Annotated in this window: 21 protein-coding genes, 2 tRNA genes and 1 other annotated feature; of the genes, 4 read left to right on the top strand and 19 right to left on the bottom strand. The window is 34.1% G+C overall.

Annotated elements, in window-relative coordinates; all coding sequences use genetic code 11:
- Nucleotides 1-432: 432 nt before the first annotated feature.
- The 11 genes from V7014_RS12700 to V7014_RS12655 all read right to left on the bottom strand — a co-directional run bounded on the left by V7014_RS12700 (nt 433) and on the right by V7014_RS12655 (nt 9,087).
- Nucleotides 433-1,341, bottom strand: a complete 909-nt coding sequence (locus V7014_RS12700; protein WP_335507653.1) for a DUF2268 domain-containing protein — start codon at nt 1,339-1,341, stop codon at nt 433-435.
- 342 nt (nt 1,342-1,683) lie between these two features.
- Nucleotides 1,684-2,115, bottom strand: coding sequence for a WapI family immunity protein (locus V7014_RS12695; RefSeq protein ID WP_335507651.1), 432 nt, complete (start codon nt 2,113-2,115; stop codon nt 1,684-1,686).
- Between the two features lie 142 nt (nt 2,116-2,257).
- Complete coding sequence (locus V7014_RS12690; protein WP_335507649.1) at nt 2,258-3,391, bottom strand: CapA family protein; 1,134 nt, start codon at nt 3,389-3,391, stop codon at nt 2,258-2,260.
- A 181-nt stretch (nt 3,392-3,572) separates the two neighbouring features.
- A complete protein-coding gene (locus V7014_RS12685; RefSeq protein ID WP_335507647.1) occupies nt 3,573-4,166 on the bottom strand; it encodes a hypothetical protein in 594 nt (197 codons plus the stop codon).
- Nucleotides 4,156-4,380, bottom strand: a complete 225-nt coding sequence (locus V7014_RS12680) for a hypothetical protein (RefSeq protein WP_335507645.1) — start codon at nt 4,378-4,380, stop codon at nt 4,156-4,158. The genes V7014_RS12685 and V7014_RS12680 overlap by 11 nt, the downstream gene beginning before the upstream one ends.
- A gap of 513 nt (nt 4,381-4,893) precedes the next feature.
- Nucleotides 4,894-5,418 carry an AAA family ATPase gene (locus V7014_RS12675; protein ID WP_335507643.1) on the bottom strand — a complete coding sequence of 175 codons (525 nt, stop codon included), beginning with the start codon at nt 5,416-5,418 and terminating at the stop codon, nt 4,894-4,896.
- A 76-nt stretch (nt 5,419-5,494) separates the two neighbouring features.
- Entirely contained in the window at nt 5,495-6,220 is a 726-nt protein-coding gene (locus tag V7014_RS12670) for a metallophosphoesterase family protein (protein ID WP_335507641.1), read from the bottom strand.
- Nucleotides 6,221-6,280: 60 nt separating this feature from the next.
- Nucleotides 6,281-6,655, bottom strand: a complete 375-nt coding sequence (locus tag V7014_RS27275) for a DUF4181 domain-containing protein (RefSeq protein ID WP_438824912.1) — start codon at nt 6,653-6,655, stop codon at nt 6,281-6,283.
- A gap of 374 nt (nt 6,656-7,029) precedes the next feature.
- Entirely contained in the window at nt 7,030-7,557 is a 528-nt protein-coding gene (locus tag V7014_RS12665; RefSeq protein ID WP_335507638.1) for a DUF6886 family protein, read from the bottom strand.
- A 77-nt stretch (nt 7,558-7,634) separates the two neighbouring features.
- Nucleotides 7,635-7,865, bottom strand: coding sequence for a hypothetical protein (locus V7014_RS12660; RefSeq protein ID WP_335507636.1), 231 nt, complete (start codon nt 7,863-7,865; stop codon nt 7,635-7,637).
- Between the two features lie 523 nt (nt 7,866-8,388).
- The gene (locus V7014_RS12655) at nt 8,389-9,087 is read right to left on the bottom strand and encodes a class I SAM-dependent methyltransferase (RefSeq protein WP_335507634.1); all 699 of its coding nucleotides are present in this window, start codon (nt 9,085-9,087) and stop codon (nt 8,389-8,391) included.
- A gap of 36 nt (nt 9,088-9,123) precedes the next feature.
- Nucleotides 9,124-9,344: a binding site (T-box leader), on the bottom strand.
- A gap of 68 nt (nt 9,345-9,412) precedes the next feature.
- Here V7014_RS12655 and V7014_RS12650 point away from each other — a divergent pair.
- Nucleotides 9,413-10,390 carry a metal ABC transporter solute-binding protein, Zn/Mn family gene (locus V7014_RS12650; protein WP_335507631.1) on the top strand — a complete coding sequence of 326 codons (978 nt, stop codon included), beginning with the start codon at nt 9,413-9,415 and terminating at the stop codon, nt 10,388-10,390.
- A gap of 78 nt (nt 10,391-10,468) precedes the next feature.
- Nucleotides 10,469-10,630 (top strand): DUF1540 domain-containing protein, encoded by a 162-nt coding sequence (locus V7014_RS12645; RefSeq protein ID WP_335507630.1) that lies wholly within the window; start codon nt 10,469-10,471, stop codon nt 10,628-10,630.
- Nucleotides 10,631-11,152: 522 nt separating this feature from the next.
- Here the strand turns inward: V7014_RS12645 and menC are convergent.
- The 6 genes from menC to V7014_RS12615 all read right to left on the bottom strand — a co-directional run bounded on the left by menC (nt 11,153) and on the right by V7014_RS12615 (nt 18,611).
- Nucleotides 11,153-12,259 carry an o-succinylbenzoate synthase gene (menC, locus tag V7014_RS12640; protein ID WP_335507628.1) on the bottom strand — a complete coding sequence of 369 codons (1,107 nt, stop codon included), beginning with the start codon at nt 12,257-12,259 and terminating at the stop codon, nt 11,153-11,155.
- Between the two features lie 3 nt (nt 12,260-12,262).
- Nucleotides 12,263-13,747, bottom strand: a complete 1,485-nt coding sequence (locus tag V7014_RS12635) for an o-succinylbenzoate--CoA ligase (protein WP_335507626.1) — start codon at nt 13,745-13,747, stop codon at nt 12,263-12,265.
- Between the two features lie 75 nt (nt 13,748-13,822).
- On the bottom strand, nt 13,823-14,641 hold the full coding sequence (menB, locus tag V7014_RS12630; protein ID WP_335507624.1) for a 1,4-dihydroxy-2-naphthoyl-CoA synthase: 819 nt from the start codon (nt 14,639-14,641) through the stop codon (nt 13,823-13,825).
- Nucleotide 14,642: 1 nt separating this feature from the next.
- Nucleotides 14,643-15,461: a 2-succinyl-6-hydroxy-2,4-cyclohexadiene-1-carboxylate synthase gene (gene menH, locus V7014_RS12625; RefSeq protein ID WP_335507622.1), complete on the bottom strand. Its 819-nt coding sequence runs from the start codon at nt 15,459-15,461 to the stop codon at nt 14,643-14,645.
- A gap of 1 nt (nt 15,462) precedes the next feature.
- Nucleotides 15,463-17,199 (bottom strand): 2-succinyl-5-enolpyruvyl-6-hydroxy-3-cyclohexene-1-carboxylic-acid synthase, encoded by a 1,737-nt coding sequence (gene menD / locus V7014_RS12620; RefSeq protein WP_335507620.1) that lies wholly within the window; start codon nt 17,197-17,199, stop codon nt 15,463-15,465.
- A complete protein-coding gene (locus V7014_RS12615) occupies nt 17,196-18,611 on the bottom strand; it encodes an isochorismate synthase (RefSeq protein ID WP_335507618.1) in 1,416 nt (471 codons plus the stop codon). The genes menD and V7014_RS12615 overlap by 4 nt, the downstream gene beginning before the upstream one ends.
- A gap of 306 nt (nt 18,612-18,917) precedes the next feature.
- Between V7014_RS12615 and V7014_RS12610 the strand changes: the two genes are divergently transcribed.
- Both V7014_RS12610 and V7014_RS12605 read left to right on the top strand, forming a co-directional pair.
- Complete coding sequence (locus V7014_RS12610; protein ID WP_335507616.1) at nt 18,918-19,853, top strand: 1,4-dihydroxy-2-naphthoate polyprenyltransferase; 936 nt, start codon at nt 18,918-18,920, stop codon at nt 19,851-19,853.
- Nucleotides 19,854-19,994: 141 nt separating this feature from the next.
- Nucleotides 19,995-20,741, top strand: coding sequence for a TraR/DksA C4-type zinc finger protein (locus tag V7014_RS12605; RefSeq protein ID WP_335507614.1), 747 nt, complete (start codon nt 19,995-19,997; stop codon nt 20,739-20,741).
- A 108-nt stretch (nt 20,742-20,849) separates the two neighbouring features.
- Here the strand turns inward: V7014_RS12605 and V7014_RS12600 are convergent.
- Nucleotides 20,850-20,921: transfer RNA gene (locus tag V7014_RS12600), tRNA-Glu, on the bottom strand.
- A 10-nt stretch (nt 20,922-20,931) separates the two neighbouring features.
- Nucleotides 20,932-21,022 (bottom strand) — tRNA-Ser (locus V7014_RS12595).
- Nucleotides 21,023-21,024 lie beyond the last annotated feature (2 nt).

Genomic DNA, 21,024 nt, shown 5'->3' with positions numbered 1-21,024 from the left:
ATTTCTCTAAATCATTTAATAAAGTTTAAAAATGAAAATATGCGTTAAATAAATTTTAACGCCATATAAAAAGGATTATTTACCTTTAGTTTTATCTCCTCTTCTATCGCTTAATATTTCATTATCGGAAGAGATGAAATAATTAGCCAAAAGTAGATAAGACTCTTATAAGTAAGGACTGTTTAATATGTCCCTAAAATAAAGCAGATGGAGAAAAATGAGTCGTTTTTCTCCACCTGCTTTTGTCTTTGCTTTCATTTCTTCAAAAATCGTGTTCTATTGGACTTGGCGATTGCCTTTGGCCTTCGTACATTGTGCCTTCAATGGGTAATCCGAAAAGTCTTCACATTCGTAAGTTTTATAGTTTTTTTGAAGTACTGATGCTTTCTTTTTAGTTTGATACTTCTTAAAGAGTACGTTACATCCATTTGATTAAAATGCTCTCCTCTTAAAAACGCCACATTCTGTAATAATTTCTTCTGCACTTAACAAAGTAGCTTCCTGAATTGTGACATTATTCTTTCTCATAAAAGATTGTACAGCATGATAACCTACGGCGTAACCTGCTCCAGGTGATAGGCCTACTGGTGAATAGCCTTGTTCTTTAGCAATTTCATCTCCAAACATGTAACTACTAACTGCATCGAATCCTTTTAAATGAAAACCTTCCCGGATGACGTGAATTGAATATTCGAGATCTTCTTCATCGATTGACGTGACCCAAGGACCTAAATATTCTTCACCGTACAACTCTGTAGCAAATGAATCAGCAAGACCTTCAACAACTAAGTACTCACCTAATGTCACGTCTCCATGATTCCAGTCAAAATAAGAAAAACGGAGGTTGTGATGAAATTCATGAGCAATAAGCGAAGGTATTCTCGGGACATTAAAATCGTTTGGGTAAATGGTTATGGTGACGTATCCAGGTATTCCACCGAAACCACAGTAACCATTTTGATTTTTAAGCTTTTCAGGATCGGCAATATACATTCCAAACTTTAATTCTTCTGCAGCTACTTCTAAGTTGAAAGCTTTCGAAAAGTCTATACAGCTTTTTAATGCTTTTTCAGCAATGTCTACAGCTTTTATTGCTTTTAAATCATTCAATGCTTTTCTTGCTTTATCACTTTCTTTGATATCAAGATACCCTAACATTTTAGTTGCCATCATAACATCATAACCGTTTTCTTGTTTAGCTTTAAGTGGAACCTTAATAGTGCTCCACATATTCTGAAAAGGCTTCATCATCGAATATCTAAAGAAATCTTCTCTCTTTTCAAGCGGTAATGAAAGTAACGTTTCATATTGACTTATAGTATCTTCCATATAAATTTTCATTTTAATCACCTCTTGTTTCATTAATTCTGCATGAATTACATTTTTAATATTTTGGATAATCAATTGACATCCCCCGTCGTTACTAGTTATCCCTCCTGATAGTTACGATAAAGTATTACGTTGCGTTAAGGTCAAGTAGATTTTAATTAAAAACCTTTTAACCAACTTACTTAAAATATCAAAACTTACGAGAAAAAACAGATCTTCATCAAAAAAATAAATCCCTACTTTCAACACGAAGTAGGGATTTATAGTATTCTAAAAAGACTTTGAGAAGTATATATAAGTGTTGTATTTTGTATTAACTCTCAAAATTAGATGCCTTACAATTAAAAATCATAATTATGGCTTCCCGATTACAGGGAAAATAGATAATATATCTTCTAATTCTTCTATTAATCTTTCTAAAAATGATTGGTCTGATTGGAAACTAAAATTAAGAACAGCCCCAAATGTCACAGGATAACAAGTTTCTCCTTCCCATGATATTTGGCCTAACCGGTTCATTTCACATTCAAAATATATACTCCCATCCATATTTTTCAGTATTGCTCTTCCTTTTAATTTGCTATTCATTAATTTTAGTTCATTCATAAAGTCTTTTAACCCATCTGTTCTTATATCTGTATCAAAATGAACAAAATATCCCGGAATTTCAATTGTTATTTTTGAATCGACCCAATTAACATCCCAGTAATCAGAACTGTTAGGATAACTTCTTGATAATATCTCAATCTGTACTTTTTCATTTTCACCTAATAGATGAAATTTCATTTTATCACCTCGAATATCTTAAACACTTGCGCTACTTTTCTAGTATTATATAAAAGTAACCCACAAATTATATTCACTTAAATTTTTATAAAATAATTAAGCTACCCATTTTTAAAAATGGATAGCTTTTCATGTAAAATGTTTAATTATTTACTTCATATTGTAACCATTCAGAGCCATTAATTTGATTCGATGCATCAATGATTTTATTTTTAACTCGTTCCTTTTCTGAGCCTGTAAGTAATAATGGCTGGTAATTATTACGGTGTGGTACCGATGAAATAGAAAATGGAACGACATTTATTTCCTTACGATCTGTTAACTTATCACCTTTTACATAAAATGTTTGTTGAAATACAAACGTATCTTTATCAGCTGGATTCTTATTACCTCCAAACATGAAGTTTCCTAAACTATAAACGATAAACTTCCCTTTGTATTCTTCAATACCTTGCAATACGTGAGGGTGATGTCCCAAAATTAAATCTGCACCACTATCAATCGTATAATGTGCTAACGATTGTTGCGAGGCATTTGGTACATATTGTCTTTCATTTCCCCAATGGAAGTGAACAACTACTATTTGTGCCCCTTGATCTCTCAACTTCTTAATATTCGTGTCCACAATAGCACGAGTTTCTGGAGTATCGTCCCAACCCTCGTAACCAAGGACACCAATTTTCACACCTTTTACAGTCGTAATATAGTTGTTTTCATAACCGAAATACCCAATCTTATTTTGTTTGAGAGTGGCAATTGTATCATCGTAGCCCTTCTGTAAATAATCGAAAGAGTGATTATTTGCTAAATTAACAGATTCTATACCACCTAATGTCAGAATTTGTGCATAAGAAGGATCGCCTTTGAAACGGAATTTCTTCACCGCTTTTTCAGTCGAATTCGTAAGTGGTCCTTCAAGGTTTACGGTTGTTAAATCATCCTTTTGGAAGATTCCATCAAATTTTTCTACGAAATAAGGTAACCCATTTTTTGCCGCTTCATCAGGAAGTGAGCCATTGTATGCGTATGTTTCATCTCTTCCAAGTGTAAAGTCACCAGCTGCGCTAATCGTAATAGCTGTTTCTTTCTCTTCTTTAACTTCTTTTTTCTTTTTCACATCCGTTGTTTTTTCATTCTTTACAGCAGTTGCTGGTTGCGCAGTTGAATCATCTTCAGCAATTTTGTATATACCAAAAGCAACCAAACAAATTACAAACAAAAATAATGGCAAGACCCACTTCTTTAAACGTCTTTTTTCTTTATTAGACCTAAGCATTCTCTTTCTGAATCTCCTATTCATATTTTTTCACAGAAAACAATGGTATGGACTTTAGTTTTACACACATAATATCCATTCCAATAGCAATTATTATATCATTATTGTGTGCTTAATCAGTTAATTAAATATAAAAAGGACTTGAGTCATTTGTATTGCAAGTCCTCTTTATTGGTTTATTTTATTTATTCAAAGTAAAAGAAGCCTCTATCTCTTCAAATGACATGGTCATTTTTTCGAAAATTCTTCCATTACTAGTTTTTAAATCAAATGGGTTAGACTGTGGCACTTGATAAACATATACATATTTTGGTGTTTGTTTAATTACTTCAGGTAATGGGCCACCATCTTTCACCAACTTGTTCCAATCCGCTTTTTTATAAGTAGTAATCGATAGCAATACTTCATCTGTAGTTTTTCCATTTTTGAAATAGAAGGTTGTTATCAATTGAGCATATGTATCCTCTTTTGCTGCCTTATTTCCTTCTAAAGTTTGGATTGCGAAGTTGTTCTTCCATCTTTCAGGTATTTGGAATGAATAGTTTGCTACATCTTTATTTTTACTTTTTATTGTTGTAGACATGTTTAATCGAGTAACCTTATTGTTTTTTACTGTATATACGTTTTCCTTTTGATAAGATTTATTTGTAAAAGATACATGAATGTCCTGAACTTTGTCACGATTGAAATCTTTAACCTGTAAATTTGGATTTGTACCGCCTTCAAATAATTTAATATAATGTGTTTTCTTTTGTGCTTTATTTTCAATCTTCACATTTATAAAAACCACCTTTTGCTTTATTTCCTTGCAATGTAACAATCTCTGCGTTTTTATCGCCAGTTACATCCATTTCAATTTTTTTAATACTAGTAGAAGATTTTGAAGTTTGATGATCTACTCCATTGAAACTAGTAGCATGTACTGTTCCTGCAATTAATACGGATGCAATTGAAATACCTGTTACCACTTTTTTTAACATTTTAATCACCTTTCAGAATGTATTCTATTCTCTTATTTTGTAAAAAAATTAGATTTAATATATTCGTAGTATAATTACTTATATTACAAAAATATTACAAACATATTACAAAGTCAATACACTATTCGTTAAATTATGAGTTTTAAGGAAAGATTGAATAATTCGTTTCATTTAAAAAGAATACTAGTATCTTAACCATATAATTCCTATAACCCATAAGAAATTAAGTTTTAGAGACAGTATGCTGTACAAAAATAAAAGTACCTTTACTTATACGACGATATACCAGTCCAAAAAGTTTTAATGAAATGTAACGTTCCTTCTCAAACAACATTTCTCTTATTTACGGAAGTATTTGTATTACAATACTAACAAGGTGAGCCATAACTTAAATCATCAAATTCAGCACTTGTTTGGTATCGGGTTCATTAATAATCAGCCACTTAGAAGTGAATTGCGATTTTCTTATCTTCAATATATTACAAAAAATTCTGCCTTCTTAGCGCATAAAAAAGAAGCTGATCACAGCTCCTTTTTAAAATACTTCTCAATACATCTTTTATTTGTTACAACAAGTAGCTTTTCACTGTATATCCCAAATTTATTATAGAAATTAGGTTTGCCTACTTCTTCAAAGTATTTATTCCACTTAAACATTTTAAAGAATATTTCTAATTTTGGTGTGTAATTTGACTTTTCCAATCGAAACATTTGTAAAATAAACCTTTTAATTATTCGATAAGTTCGAATCGAATATTTAGTATCTAAGAAAATAATTAAATCTGCATTTTGAAAACTATTAGCTACCCAATCTTCATTATGAACTCCTTCTATAATCCATCTTCCAGTATTAATAATAGTATTAAGATACTCTTCTCTTTCTTTTTCCGTTCTGATTACATCCCCATTTTTATCCCTTTTCCAAACAACATTATCTAACTCATAGTATGGAATATTTAACTTACGAGATAATTCTTTTGCTAGAGTTGTTTTTCCGCTTCCAACTGAACCAATAATATGTATTCTGTACTGAATTTTCTGTTTCAAAGAAGCCCTCCCAAAATATAATTACTAGACTAAAACTCAAGTGATTTTCCGAATCTTACAATAACTTCTGGTGCATTTAAATCCTTCCTGTTTTCAGTGCTATTGCCCAATCTAAACGCTCATTTTTTTCACTTTGCATTATCGCTCTATCTCGATTATAAGATATATGTATTTGTTCGATAATCCAATGATCTTCTTGTTTTGAAACAATTGTATAGTTTGCAAACGGCGAACCTGATTCCATTTTATGATAGATTGGTAAGTCATCTTCATAGGCTGGTAGACCAATGCTGCCAGGATTTATAATGATTTTATTATTAGGTAAATAAACTACTCTTGGTACATGAGTATGACCGCAAAAAATAATATTCTGCGAAATACCATTAACGATGTCTAAAATGGCTTCTGTGTTTTTAAGCATTGAACCATTAGGGCTCATTTCTTCTAATAAATACATTTCATCACTAGTAGGTGTACCATGACAGAAGTAAAAATCTTCAGTTTGTAAAGAAAATGGTAAACTAGATATCCATTCCTTATGTTCATCTTCTAATAAATTCTGTACATACTGAACTGTTGGATTACCATTATTCTGATCTAATAAAACCCTATCACAATTCCCTCTTATATTTTGTATATTTGATTTTACTAAAAGTTCATATGTATCTAGCGGAAATAATGGTCCATATAAGCTGTCACCTAAATTATATATAGAAGTTATACCACGGCTCTTAATATCTTGTAGTACTGCCATTAATGCATCTTTATTTCCATGAATATCTGATATAATAGCTGTTTTCATTTTCAAAACTCCCTTTATTTTTGATTTTTACTATCTTTCTTTTTTATTGGTTACCTTCATTCAAAAGCCATAAAACTTAACGGCTATCATTAAAATCATCATTAGGACCGCCAAAATTAGGCCTGAGAAAATTGTCGCTATATATTCTTTAGAATTATCAAGATACTTCTTCTGTAATATGACTTCAAACCCGAACAAAACTACAGTATATAAAAAAAAGAAAACGAATATGTAAGGAGAATCACTTCCTACGCGTAATGTAAGAATAAGAAAAACTAACGACATAATCAGATTTACCAATATTGCATATGGCTTATAGAACACATTCCTTCTAGGAGCTTTTCCTAGTCCAAGCCATTTCCGAATACACTTGTTGAATAAATAGAATAGTAGCGCTTCAACTCCTATTAAAACCAGCAATTTCTTCGTAATCACTGTACTGTTCCACTCCCTTATTTGGTTATAATCCAAGTTGAATAATGGAATAAGACTATAAGTATAAACTTATAAAAACTGCTCCAAAATAATAAAGCTCATACTTAAAAATACAATTGCAAATGTCACCATAACCTTTGGTAATTTCCCATAAAAAAATAGTAAAGCTAAACCTATTAATATGTGAATAATAACAAATAATAGAATACTGGCTTAATTTTACCCCTTGTCCAAATTATACCATCCATATAAATTTAAACACGAGTTCTTATTTCAATAAATAGCCCATTAACAGCAATAGAAAGAGGAGTTGCATTTACAACTCCTCACCATAAAATTACCATCGTTCACTGATAACTGTTAAAAATTCAACATTATGCTTCGAACCTTGGTTGTGCGAAACCCATTCTACACATTGACCAATTAAATGTTGTTTTTTGAATTTCATCCCAAATATCCCACAAGTTATTTACTAAACGTAATTCAACATTGCGATTAAACAATTCCTGAAATAAATTAATGACTTCCCATTTGGCAATTGGAATTTGTGCTGTTTCACTTACATAATAACCAGCATTCTTATCTTGAAGTGTGAACTGTTTTGTATCAAATTCATATAAGTATAATTTAGTATTTATCATTGTTTCAAACCATTTGTTTTCAATAACTATAACATGAGAACATGATTTTGATGATATGTATGTTTGCTTATCCATTTCAGATGTGTTCGGTCCAATATGATAACAAACACGCGGACAATTTCTAGGTGTTAAGAAATTTGGCAAGCATTTTTCTTCTATAGCCCATACAAGTCCTTTCGATTGATCTAAATCCGTCCGAGAAGGTATTATAGGCTGAAACACTTGGATATGATTCTCTTCACTTACATGGAATATTCGCACACTTTGTCCTCCTTACATTACCTCAACTTATTTTCTTAATTTACAATTGTTATCTTAAATATCCACCATTATTTAAATCAAATTGAACCCTTTATAACCCCTGTCCGAATTCTATCCTTCCATTTCCCACGCTTTACTATCCGTTGCATACTAACTTTCGTGTTTTCGGGTTTTTCCTTTTTCATTTCATCGATTTTTACTAAATGCTTCTCAAGTTTCTTTAACTCTACCTCCAACTCTCTCAATTTCTCAGGTGAAGGTTCTCCATTTTCGTCTGATTCTAAATGCTTTTTTAACTCATTATTCATTTTCCTTGCTCCCTACTTCCATTCTTCCCTTATTTGGTATAATAGTCCAATTCCAAAAGAAAAGGCCATCAAAATGATAGCCTTACTAATAATATTTTTACAGTGGATTTCCTAAGTGCTTCTTATAACATAATAGCTACTGTTTCATTTCAGAAATTGATATAGTTACTATGTGTTGTTAAAGCAAATTTTTAAAAATGCTTTTTTAGTTAATACTCAACTCTATTGATTATTTTAATTAATAATAACATAATTATCCAAAAATACCCTACAACATCATTATAATCAAATTTTTACACCCTTTTTATAATAGAAAAGAAGAACTACAATCCCACTTTATTTTTGATGAACTTTATTATTTTTTTACTAAGCCCATTAATATAGTACGATTAAAACAGACGCTTGATCAACTTAGCCATACTCATAAGAAGAAAAGAAGAATTGGTATTAAAACAAATGGGAAAACCTCTTTAATTGATATCAAATCTATTCAACTTGAAACTCCCCAATTCATTGTTCGAAATTATTTAACTCCTCCAAACACAGCTAACTCCATCCATTTAAAATAACAGTCCGCATGATTAAAGCCAATTTCTCTTAACCAATTCACTTGAACATCTACATGCTCTAAAATATTATCCGCTTTATCTGGTCGACTAAAATATTCAGCTGCGATTTCTTCACGTTTCCCTTTATTATAAGCTGTAAGATAGTCGATAAATAGCTCATCATATAATTCTTCCATTTCCCTTGTTATAGAAGCTGTATGTTCAATATTGATGAAAATGCCACCTGGCTTTAATACATTATATATATCAGTATATAAAGTTTTTTTCATCTCATTGGTTAAGTGATGAATAGCAAAACCTGATACAATGCAATCAACCGTGTTTGGTTCTACTAAATCCTTGATCGACATACTAAAATCCCTGACATAAAGCTCACAACGATCAGCATATGGCTTTAAATAAATTTCCGCTTGCTCAATCATTGGTTTTGAATGATCAATACAAATTGCTTTTGCCTTTGGATATGTACGAAGTAAAATTTCTCCTAAAAAACCATTACCACAACCTAAATCCATAATTATTTCTGGTTTTTCGGTAAAATGATTAACTACTTGGAGCATAATTTGTGCTTGCTCAGCTCCAAAAGGAATTCCTCCCCTTACTTGTTGTAAATAATGCTTCGTTACATCTTCTCTTTGCCACATTGTTTTCATTATAATCCTCCTTTAAATAAAAAAACTCCGCCTCATATAAGAGACGAAGTTCGATTCGCGGTACCACTCTAATTAGCTTTAAAAGCTCACTTAATAGGATTTCAATCCATACTGATAACGGTAGCTGCCGTTTATGTTTACTATCATTTCAACATAAATACTCATGGACGAGTTGAAGATTATATTGACTGTTTTGCACCAACCAACAGCTCTCTATACAATAGGGAATCCTTAATACTTCCAATCAACGATTTAATTATTTGAATTTTCAATAATTTTATAGCAACATATTCTATTTGTCAATTTTTCAAAACACCGACACAAAATGAAAAAAAATATTCTATTATCACTTATACTTCTTTTCTCAGTGATTTTAACAGCGTGTGGTAACTCGGAGAAGACGAATGTTAAAAAAGAAGCAAATAAAGATGGCGTAAGCACTATTTATACAACCGTTTATCCCATTCAATTTCTAACAGAACAAATTGGAGGGAAATACGTAAATGTTCAAACTGTTTATCCACCAGGTTCTAATGAACATACTTTCGAACCTTCCCAAAAAGATATGATCGAAATGTCAGATGCTGACCTTCTTTTATATATTGGATTTAATTTAGAAGGCTTCATAAACAAATCAAAATCGATTTTTGAAAAAGAAGGCGTAAAAGTAATTCCTGTTGGGGAAAATAGTGTATCCACTCATGAAAAAGAGCATAAAGAAGATGTAAATCATGAAACTAATGACAAAGAACATGGTGAAGATGATGGACATAATCATGGTGACATCGATCCTCATATTTGGTTAAATCCTGAACTGATGATCCATCTCGCTCAAGAAGTGGAAAAAGAACTTGTAGCATTAAATCCAAAGCAAGAGCAATATTTCGAGAAAAATTTAGCAACAGTCACTACCAAATTAGAGGAACTAGACAAGAAGTTCAAAGATACAATCGATCAAAGCAAGAAAAAGGAAATTATTGTATCCCATTCTGCTTATGGTTACTGGGAAGAACGTTACGGAATTGAACAAATAGCTATTACAGGAATGGCTAATTCAAGTGAACCATCACAAAAAGAATTACAAAAAATGATGAAAATCGCAAAAGAAAATGATATTGAATATGTTCTGTTCGAACAAAATGTTGATTCTAAATTAACCGAAATCATTCAAAAAGAAATCGGTGCTAAAGCTTTAACTCTTAACAATCTATCTGTATTAACGGATCAAAATATTAAAGATGAAGAAGACTATTTTAGCTTAATGGAATCAAATATTGCAACATTGGAGAAAGCTCTAAATTAAGCCACTTCAATACGATATTTACCATTCATGACTTCTGATTTTTCGCTTAAACTATCCTTGTAAGGAGGATGATTGCATATGGCGAAAGATGTTATATGTGGTGTTCACAGCTGCACATTTTGGAAAAGTGGAAATAAGTGTGGAGCTAAAAATATAGTTGTTGAAATGTACTCTGATGATAAAGCTAAGACGAGTGGGGAAACTGGTTGCCAAACATTCCAGCCGAAAGATTGTCTTTAACAGTCTATAGAGGATTACGAGGATTCTTCCTCTTAATCCTCTTTTTATTTTATTCAAAAAGATTGGGGACAAAACATGAAGAAAATTAGAGGTATTCTCAAAAGGACTAGCACAAACTAAAAAACGCTACATTTCCAAGTTTTTTGGAAAACCTTGCTAATAAGGCCAAGAATCGTAGTTTGATGGTATAGGGTGAATGTGAACCACATTTCTACATAATTCAAATGCACCAATAATCATTTCCACCCTAAATAAAACGCTTTCATTTTACATTAAGATTCACTTTGTACTTTAGCATTAAAATCTCTTCTTCCAAAAGGTCAGTAATCTCCATTATTACGTTTAAAGGTAATTGACGGTTTAGCAAGATTTCTGCTATTAAATATTGTTTCTTCTTAATTTTCATTTGCTCTACCTACCTGTATAATATATAGTTTTCAGATTATTCTAACTCCACACTATTTATTATACAGGATTAGCTAGCAAATAATAAATTATTATATACCTATTTTTTGATATTTTTTATATTAATGGAAATTCTTCTTTATAACTTGTAAGTTTATCTAGCACTCGCCAATTAATCTGACATCCTATCCCCATTTCTGAAGAAACCTTAACCGTCCCATTTGAAACCGTTAACTCAGGTTCTACAATATCTTCATCCCAAAATCGAGAAGACGATGATATGTCACCAGGTATAGTAAATCCCTCCAAAGTAGCTAAAGCTACATTATGCGCTCGAGAGATACCGAATTCAATCATTCCACCACACCAAAGTGGTATATGGTGTTGCATACAATAATTATGAATAGAAACAGCTTGCTTCCATCCACCAACACGTCCCATTTTCACACATAATATCTTCGCACTTTGTAACACAACAGCATTTTTTGCAGTATTGAATGATGTAATGCTTTCATCCAAACAAATAGGGGTCTTCATTTGCCTTTGAAGCTCACTATGCAGTAAAAGATCATCGTGGCCTAAAGGTTGTTCAACCATCATTAATTGAAAATTGTCTAACCGTTGAAACAATTCCATGTCATCTAATGTAAATGAAGAATTCGCATCGACCATTAATGGTAAATCTTCATGCTCTTTTCGAATAGTAGAAATATACTCTATCGCATTATGAGGGCTGACTTTTACTTTATATCGCTTGTAACCTTCACTTCGATACGCTTCAATTTGCTTAAGAGCTTTCGTTATGTCATCTGATGCAATTACCACCCCCGCTTCTACTTCTTCCCTTTTCCCACCAAATAGCACATATAATGGCTTACCTTGTTGTTTGCTAAATAAATCCCAGAAGGCAAGTTCTAGCCCTGATTTAGCCATATGATGGCCTCGTATTGTAGCAAAATTTTTTTGAAGTTCCTCAGGATGTGTAACTTTATGATTTAGTGCAGGAATTAAGTATTCCTTTAATATATAGTAGCAAGTTTGAATGGTTTCCTCTGTGTACCATGGACTTGAAAATGCAACAACTTCTCCCCATCCACTTAGACCATTTTGATCTTTAACTTCAATAATGATCGCTTCCCTTTCTGTAATCGTACCTAACGCATTATAAAACGGCTGCTTTAATGGGGCGGAAATGACACGTAATGTTATAGAATGAATAAACATACTTTATTCCTTGTCCTCCATAAGTTTTCTCAAACTTCTTCGCATTAGTTTATTTGAAGAGTTTCTTGGTAGTTCTTTCACGATAAAAATTTGCTTAGGTACTTTATAGGAAGCTAGAAGATTACGACAATGCGCTTGTAATACATCCGCCTTTACATTTGAAGATTCATGAATAACGACAAAGCCAACAGGTATCTGTCCCCACTTCTTGTCCTCTACACCTGTAACACCCGCTTCAAATACGGCTTCATGCTTCATCAATGCCGCTTCGATTTCTGCTGGATACACGTTCTCTCCTCCAGAAATAATTAAATCAGAACGTCGATCCACAACAAATAAGAAACCATCATCATCTAAATAACCCATATCTCCTGTTTTAAACCAGCCATTATCAAAAGCGGCTTCCGTTGCATCTTGACGATTCGCATAGCCTTTCGTAACATTTGGGCCTTTCACGACGATTTCACCAATTTCATTTGCACTTGCAACGCTGGAATCGATATGAATTTCAAGCTGTGATGGAAAGAGTGCTTTTCCCGCTGAGCCCAGCTTATCTAAACTATACTCTGGTGTAAGTGTAACGATTTGGGAAGCTGTTTCCGTCATCCCGTATGTTTGAAAAACCGGCACTGCTTTTTCTTTACATGTTTCTAGAAGGCTTAGTGGTGCTGGCCCACCACCTAGCAACATACAACGAAACGTAGGAGGATACACTTGATCTCCAAGTTTCACAATCATACGGTTTAGCATAGCTGTCACGACCGACATGATGGTGACTTTATGATCCTGAATGGCTAGATTAGCTTCTTCTTCATCAAATTGCTCATGAACAATAATTGTTATTCCATAGATGACACTACGAAATAAGATCGATAAACCACTAATATGGAACATAGGAACTACACAAAGCCAAGTATCTCCTTCATGCAACCCTAGATTTAGCATCGATCCTACCGCACTCCACCAGTGATTGCCGTAAGTTTGCATAACTCCTTTTGGATTACCGGTCGTTCCTGAAGTATACATAATGGTTGCTGTTCTATTTAAATCAAACTCTTGAACGATTTCTACTTCCACACTTTCTTTCATGAAAGGGATGCGTTCAACCATAATGACATCAGCATGAGACTTCTGTGTTTCAGCTATTTTATTAGCGTATTTTTCTTCAGTAACAATCCATTTCAATTCAGCATCTTGAAACTGCCAAGAAAGTTCTTCTGGTGATAGTCTTATATTATGAAGCACAATTTTTGCACCGATATGCATCAACGCGTGAATAGTGACTACCATCTCAAAGCGATTTCCCATTAGTATGCCCACTGCATCTCCATATTGAATACCTTTTAAACAAAGTTTAGAAGCATATTCAATTGAACAACTATATAGCTCCTGAAACGTGACTTGCTTTTCTTTCATAATAAGAGCAACACGGTTAGGAGACAATTCTGCCCGTTTTTTTAACCAATTGGGCAATATCGTTTGCTGCATTATTGTTTTCAACTCCTTCTATCAAAAAAACCTGACAAAGATATATATTGTCAGGCTTTACATTTTGGATAATGATCAAGGGAACTTAGGGAATTGATCAAAATTAGGTTTGCGTTTTTCTTTAAATGCGTCGCGTCCTTCTTTTGCTTCATCCGTTGTGTAATAAAGAAGTGTTGCATCTCCAGCAAATTGTTGGATACCAGCAAGACCATCTGTATCTGCATTAAATGCAGCTTTCAAGAAACGTAGTGCCATTGGGCTCTTCTCTAGCATCTCTTCACACCATTGTACAGTTTCTGCTTCAAGTTGTTCTAAAGGTACAACTGTATTTACAAGTCCCATATCTAGCGCTTCTTGTGCGTTGTACTGACGGCATAAGTACCAGATTTCACGTGCTTTCTTATGTCCTACGATACGTGCAAGATATCCTGAACCGTAACCAGCATCAAAGCTGCCTACTTTAGGTCCTGTTTGTCCGAATACTGCATTATCAGCTGCGATTGTTAAATCACATACGATATGTAATACATGTCCACCGCCGATTGCATAACCCGCTACCATTGCTACAACTGGCTTTGGAGTTACTCGGATTAAACGTTGAAGATCTAATACATTTAAGCGAGGAATTTGATCATCACCTACATATCCACCATGTCCACGTACTTTTTGATCTCCACCAGAACAGAATGCTTTTCCGCCTTCACCTGTTAAGATGATTACACCGATCTTCGCATCATCTCTAGCGTAAGCAAATGCATCGATTAATTCCGAAACTGTCTTCGGAGTAAAAGCATTATGCACGTGCGGGCGGTTAATTGAAATTTTTGCAATGCCATTATAAGTAGAATAAATTATTTCGTCATATTCACGTTCTTGTACCCAATTGAATGCCATATTATTTAACCCTCCATTTTTCAACAAATTCACTTACTATTTTACCAAACATTTCAGGATTCTCCACATGAATTGCATGTCCAACTTGTTGAACAACTTGCCATTCACACTGGTCAATGCTTTTCATCATTTCATTTGCGATTCGACAATACTTCTCATCGTATTCTCCCGTAATGAGAAAAACCGGGAAGGTCAGTGAATATAATTGCCCCCACCATGAAGGCTGAGAGCCTGTCCCCATTCCAAGTAAGCTGCTCGCTAACCCAATTTCACTATTAGTAAGGCGTTGATTATTAATCTTTTGTTTCACATCATTCGGTAACGATTGCTGCGATTGAAATAGAGGAATACTTTGCCAATAGTCTACAAATTTCGCAATGCCTTCACGATTGATTCGTTCTGCCAATGCTCTATCACTTTGACTACGGCTAACTCTTTCCTCTTCAGTTGCTAAACCAGGTGAAGCACTTTCTAATACAAGTGTCTGTACATACTCATGGTGAAGTATAGCAAACGTTAGCGCTAATCTTCCTCCCATCGAATAGCCAAGTACATGTGTTTTCGAAATGTTTAACGCTTGTAAAATACTCAACAAATCTCTAGCAACTTCTTCAATTGCATATCTTTCTTTCGTATGTGGATGATCCGTTTTTCCATGTCCAATGATGTCAGGCATGATACACATATACTGGTGACTTAAAGCTCGTATGGTTTCTCTCCAAGTTGAGTGGTTACCAGTAAAACCATGAAGCAATAATAAAGGTTCACCTTCCCCTACTATCTCAACATGATAATTTACGTCATTACAACGTATGTTCATCTTAATTACCCGCAAGAGATCGAATAATTTCTTTTGAAACATCATTCCACAATTTACGATGTTTAACAACATTCTCTTCACGATTTGTTTTTACTTCAAGAACTTTTAATCCTTCTTTTTGGAATGAATCAACGAGCGCCTCTTCAAAATGAGACCAGCTTTCAACTCTCGTAAATTTTCCTCCATACATCTGAACAGCATGTGAAAAGTCTAAGCCATGTGGTGTACCAAATAATTCTTCAAAGTACTCTTTCTCACTAGATTGAGGTAAGAATGAGAATATTCCTCCACCATCATTATTCACAACTATAATTGTCATATTTAGTTTCAGCATTTTAGCAGCTAACAAGCCATTCATATCATGATAAAAACTTAAATCACCGATAACGAGAACAGTGGGATTACCTTTAACACTAACTCCAAGAGCAGTAGACACTACCCCATCAATGCCATTTGCTCCTCTATTAGCATAAACTGTACTATTTGTATCGTTACAATGAAAGAACGAATCACAATCTCGAATTGGCATACTGTTAGAAACAAATAAATTTGCTCCTTTTGGAAGTAGTCCATTCAATTCAGTGAAAATTTTCCCTTCATCCATTGAAGTTTCTTCACGAATATTTTGTAGCCCTTTTTTCGCTAGCTGATTAAGTTGATTCCATAATTGATACCATTCATCATCTTCTGAAGGTGATAACTTCTCCGCTAGATAATGACAAAACCATGTTTCATCACAAGAAATCATCTGAGAGGCCATACCAGTCGGCTCTCTCCAACCATCTCCACCATCGACTACAATATGATCAACTTCCTTACATTGTTTTATAAATAATGTAAGGGCTTTAGATACAGGCATAGAGCCAAATCGAATGATAACATCTGGTTGCAATTCGACTAATGCCTCATTTATACGTAAGAAAGTATCATAACAATCAATGACATGTGATTGATTATCACTTGTTCTTAATTGCGATAAAGGATCAGCTAATATTGGGAACTCTAATTTCTCAGCTAACTCAATGATTGCATTTGAAAAACGAGTATCGTGTATTTCACCGCATACAATAATACCTTTTTTCTTTTCCTTTAACTCTTTCACTAAGACATTGATACTTGATTCTTCTAACATAGTACGACTATCCAATTTGGTATAATTTACTCTTCTGCCAATATGAAAATAGTCTTCATTCATTTTAGGAAGAAGTGGTTCTCTTACTGGAAAATTTAGATGCACAGGACCCGCAGGATTCTGCTTTGCAACAATCCCTGCTCTTTTACCAATATTGCGTACATATTGTATTGCACTATCATTCATTTCAGGTATAGCCATTTCTGAAAACCATTTTACATATTCACCGTATAAATGAATTTGATTAATAGCCTGCGGAGCCCCTACGTCTCTCAGTTCATGAGGACGATCAGCCGTTACCACTATTAATGGAACTCTCGAAATTTGAGCTTCCACAATAGCTGGATAATAGTTAGCAGCAGCAGTCCCTGAAGTGCAAACGATGACAACTGGCTCACGTGTTGATTTAGCTATACCAAGAGCAAAGAACGCTGCTGAACGTTCATCTATATTAATATGTGTTTTAATATTAGGATGCTTTAATAGCAACATACTTATCGGTGTTGAACGTGATCCCGGGCTAATAACAGCATGTTTCACATTCATGCAAGAAAGTTCGTCGATAAATGCTGCTGTATATGCTGTTAGAGTCTCTTGATGATTCACGATAAATCTCCTCCTAAAGCGTTTAACATTGGTTTAAACTTAATCCATGTTTCTTGATACTCATCTTCAGGATTAGAATCCTCAACAATTCCACAACCAGCGAATAAAGATGCTTCTTTTCCTTGTAATAGCGCATTGCGAAGTGCAACAGCAAACTCACCATTACCATAAGCATCTATCCAACCTATTGGACCGCCATATAAACCTCGTTCTAAGCTTTCATTTTCACGAATCCATTCAACAGCTTCTTCTTGAGGTAGTCCCCCCAATGCAGGTGTTGGATGTAGTTCCTTCACAAAACGGAAAATCGAAATATCATCATTACAAATCGCTGTTACAGGTGTAAATAGATGTTGAATATGCTTTATTTTCATTAATACTGGTGAATGAGGTACATTTAATTCCTTGCATAATAGCTGTAAAACATTTGTTATCATTTTTACAACATATTGATGCTCTATTAAATTCTTCGGGTCAGTTAATAATTGTGTCCCTAATGCCTGATCTTCCGCTTCCGTCTTTCCTCTAGCAATCGAACCCGCTAGACAAGTCGATAGCACATTATTCTTTTCTTTTTTCACTAATCTTTCAGGTGTCGCTCCAATGAAGCAATCACTTGCAGATTCTAAACTATATATATAACTCGAAGCTTGTTCTTCTAGCAGATGAGCAAGAATAGCATCTGATGAGATTGTTTGTTGATAAGTTAATCTTAATTCTCTAGCAAGTACAATTTTATCTATATCAGAACTCTTTAACGTTTTGACAGCTTCAGCCACTTGGTGCTTCCAGTGTTTTGGCTCAACCTCTTTCTTCTCCATTAAGACGTTTTCATCAAATGAAACATCGTTAAGAGAAGCTTGCCATAATTGCTCTCCTATTTCAAAAATCGTAGTATAACGCTTAATATCCTCGCCTGGAGCACAAAGAATATTCGTCGTGAAATATGTTTCACCATTCAAGTTGGAAATCATATAGCGCGGTACATAAAAAAAGTTATCACCGAAATGATCCCATAGTAAAGATTGACTCTTATTACAATCAAATGAAAAAGCTCCAAATAAAATAGGTCCCGTCATCGGGATCTCTTTCTCGCATTGAATAACACTATGATCTAATAAGCCTTGCCACTCTTTTTCAATATTACTGTATCTATGGTTATCTGCATGTGTTTGTACCTTTTCCACTCTTCCTAGCCCAACAATTGCTGTTTCAGCTGTTCCATTCATAGGCTCCTGCCAAAACAAGCGCTCACCTAAGAATTGTTCTCTTCCTGCTGTATAAAAAGAAAGGGGGCTAAGTGCCTGTACCTTGATCACTTTACTAAAAAGAACAGAAGTATTTAATTCATTTGCTTTTTGTACTGCTTTTTCTAAGCCTTCGAGGAGCTGTGTTTCAAGTATGATAGCCATAAATCTCCCCCCCTTTTCCATAAATATGATATACCTGTAAACCTATTTAAAGATACACCTCTTAATTCTATTGTGTCAACGATTCAAGATTAACCCAATTACTATTGATCAAAAGTCTGTTTCTTTCCTTATTATTTACTCTTTATTCTAACATATTTGTTATAATCCTTCTTATGTTAAGTATAAAGTGATTGACAGCAACATTAACTTTTTCTTACACTTAAATGTGAAGACTTGTTCACAATTTGTGAAGAATGTCTTTTCACTATGTATACAACTTACGCTTTTAAGGGAGAGACTTCATTCATGCCAACACAAATGAATTCACAGCCTGCATCGGCGGTACCAAACAAACCAGGCTGGAGAGTATGGTGGCAACTCACTAGACCGCATACACTTACTGCTGGTTTTGTTCCAGTATTGATTGGTACAGCCCTTGCTATGCAGAGCACTGAAATCAATCTACTTTTATTTAGTGCGATGTTAATAGCCACTTTATTAATTCAAGCAGCAACCAATATGTTTAATGAATATTACGACTTCAAATTGGGATTAGACAATGAAGATTCTGTTGGAATCGGTGGAACAATCGTACGCGATGGCGTTCAACCAAAGACAGTACTTACAATCGCTTTTTCATTGTATGGCATTTCCGCACTTCTAGGTGTATATATTTGTTTATCATCTTCATGGTGGCTAGTTGTGGTTGGATTAATAAGCATGGCTGTTGGATATTTCTATACTGGTGGACCATATCCAATTGCATATACACCATTTGGTGAATTGTTTTCCGGATTTTTTATGGGTATGTTAATCATTTTAATATCTTTCTTTATACAAACGGGGACAATTACACCCCTTTCTGTTTTAGTATCGATGCCAATCGCTTTTCTGGTTGGAGCAATCCTTCTATCCAACAGCATTAGGGATCTTGATGGTGATAAAGAAAGTGGAAGAAGAACATTAGCTATTCTATTGGGTAAAAAGAATGCAATCGTATTTCTTGCAGGAATGTTTATCGTCGCATATAGTTGGTTGATTGCGTTAGTACTAATGAAAATCGTTACACCATGGGTTTTACTTGTCATCCTGAGTGCACCAAAACCATTAAAAGCCGTGAAAGGATTTATTGGCAAGGAAACACCTATACAAATGATGCCAGCTATGAAAGCAACAGCACAAACAAATACAATCTTTGGTTTCTTATTATCAGTTGGACTTTTTTTAAGTTATCTTTTTTAATTTCCACAGGATGCTTCCTAATTTTAATGAAGCATCCTTTTTTTATTATGCCTTCTTTTTTATAAAGGACTCAGGGCTCAGAATGAAATTTTATTCGAAAGCTTATACTATGTAAGACGGATAAAAGGAGGTTCTAAAGCATTGATTGCACCTAACGAAATAAAACAATTGAAACAACTCTTATTACAACAAAGAGAAGAAATCGAACATACTATAGAACGAACAAAATATAATTCAGATGAAGGAAGTTTAAAAAATTCAGTAGATGAGCTTTCATCTTATGATAACCATCCAGCTGATTTAGGGACCGAATTATTTGAACGTGAAAAAGACCATGCACTTGAAGAACATGCATTACTTGAAATCGAAAAAATCGATTTGGCTTTGAAAGCAATGGAAGAAGATAAATATGGGAAATGCATTATTTGCGGTACTTCCATCCCTTATGAACGCTTAGAAATCGTTCCCTATTCACTATATTGTGTTGAACATACACCCGAACGTGACCTAGCATCAGATTACAGACCTGTTGAAGAAGACATCTTAAGACCACCTTCAACCAATTCATTTGATACAAACAAAAGTCCCTATATTTCAGACTATCTTGATAGCTTTCAAGAAGTCGCACGATATGGTACTTCAGAATCCCCTTCAGACTTTATCGGTGATTACGAGACAATGAGCGGTCTGTACAATGATGAAGATGATCAAGAGGGATTTACAGAAGATATAGAGACATTTATTGCTACTGATATAACAGGAGAAAATATCATGGTGGTTCCATCTGTATCTCACGAAAACTATGAAGATGTACTAGATAATGAAAATATCGAATCACCCATTGGAAACATTCCATTTAAACAAACAGACGGATACGAAGAGAGGTAGTCATATTGTAAGAAAAGCGCAAGTACCCGTTTTTTCGCCCACCGAATGGATCATCTGAAACGAAGACAAAGAAAAAAGCATGTAGAAATATCTACATGCTTTTCTTAATGACCCATACGGGATTCGAACCCGTGTTACCGCCGTGAAAGGGCGGTGTCTTAACCGCTTGACCAATGGGCCAAATTATATATGGCGGAGAAGGAGGGATTTGAACCCTCGCGCCGGTTACCCGACCTACACCCTTAGCAGGGGCGCCTCTTCAGCCTCTTGAGTACTTCCCCAT

Source organism: Bacillus sp. JJ722, assembly GCF_036963345.1.
Lineage (GTDB): Bacteria > Bacillota > Bacilli > Bacillales > DSM-1321 > Bacillus_AD.
This window is presented reverse-complemented; position numbering and strand designations above follow the sequence as displayed.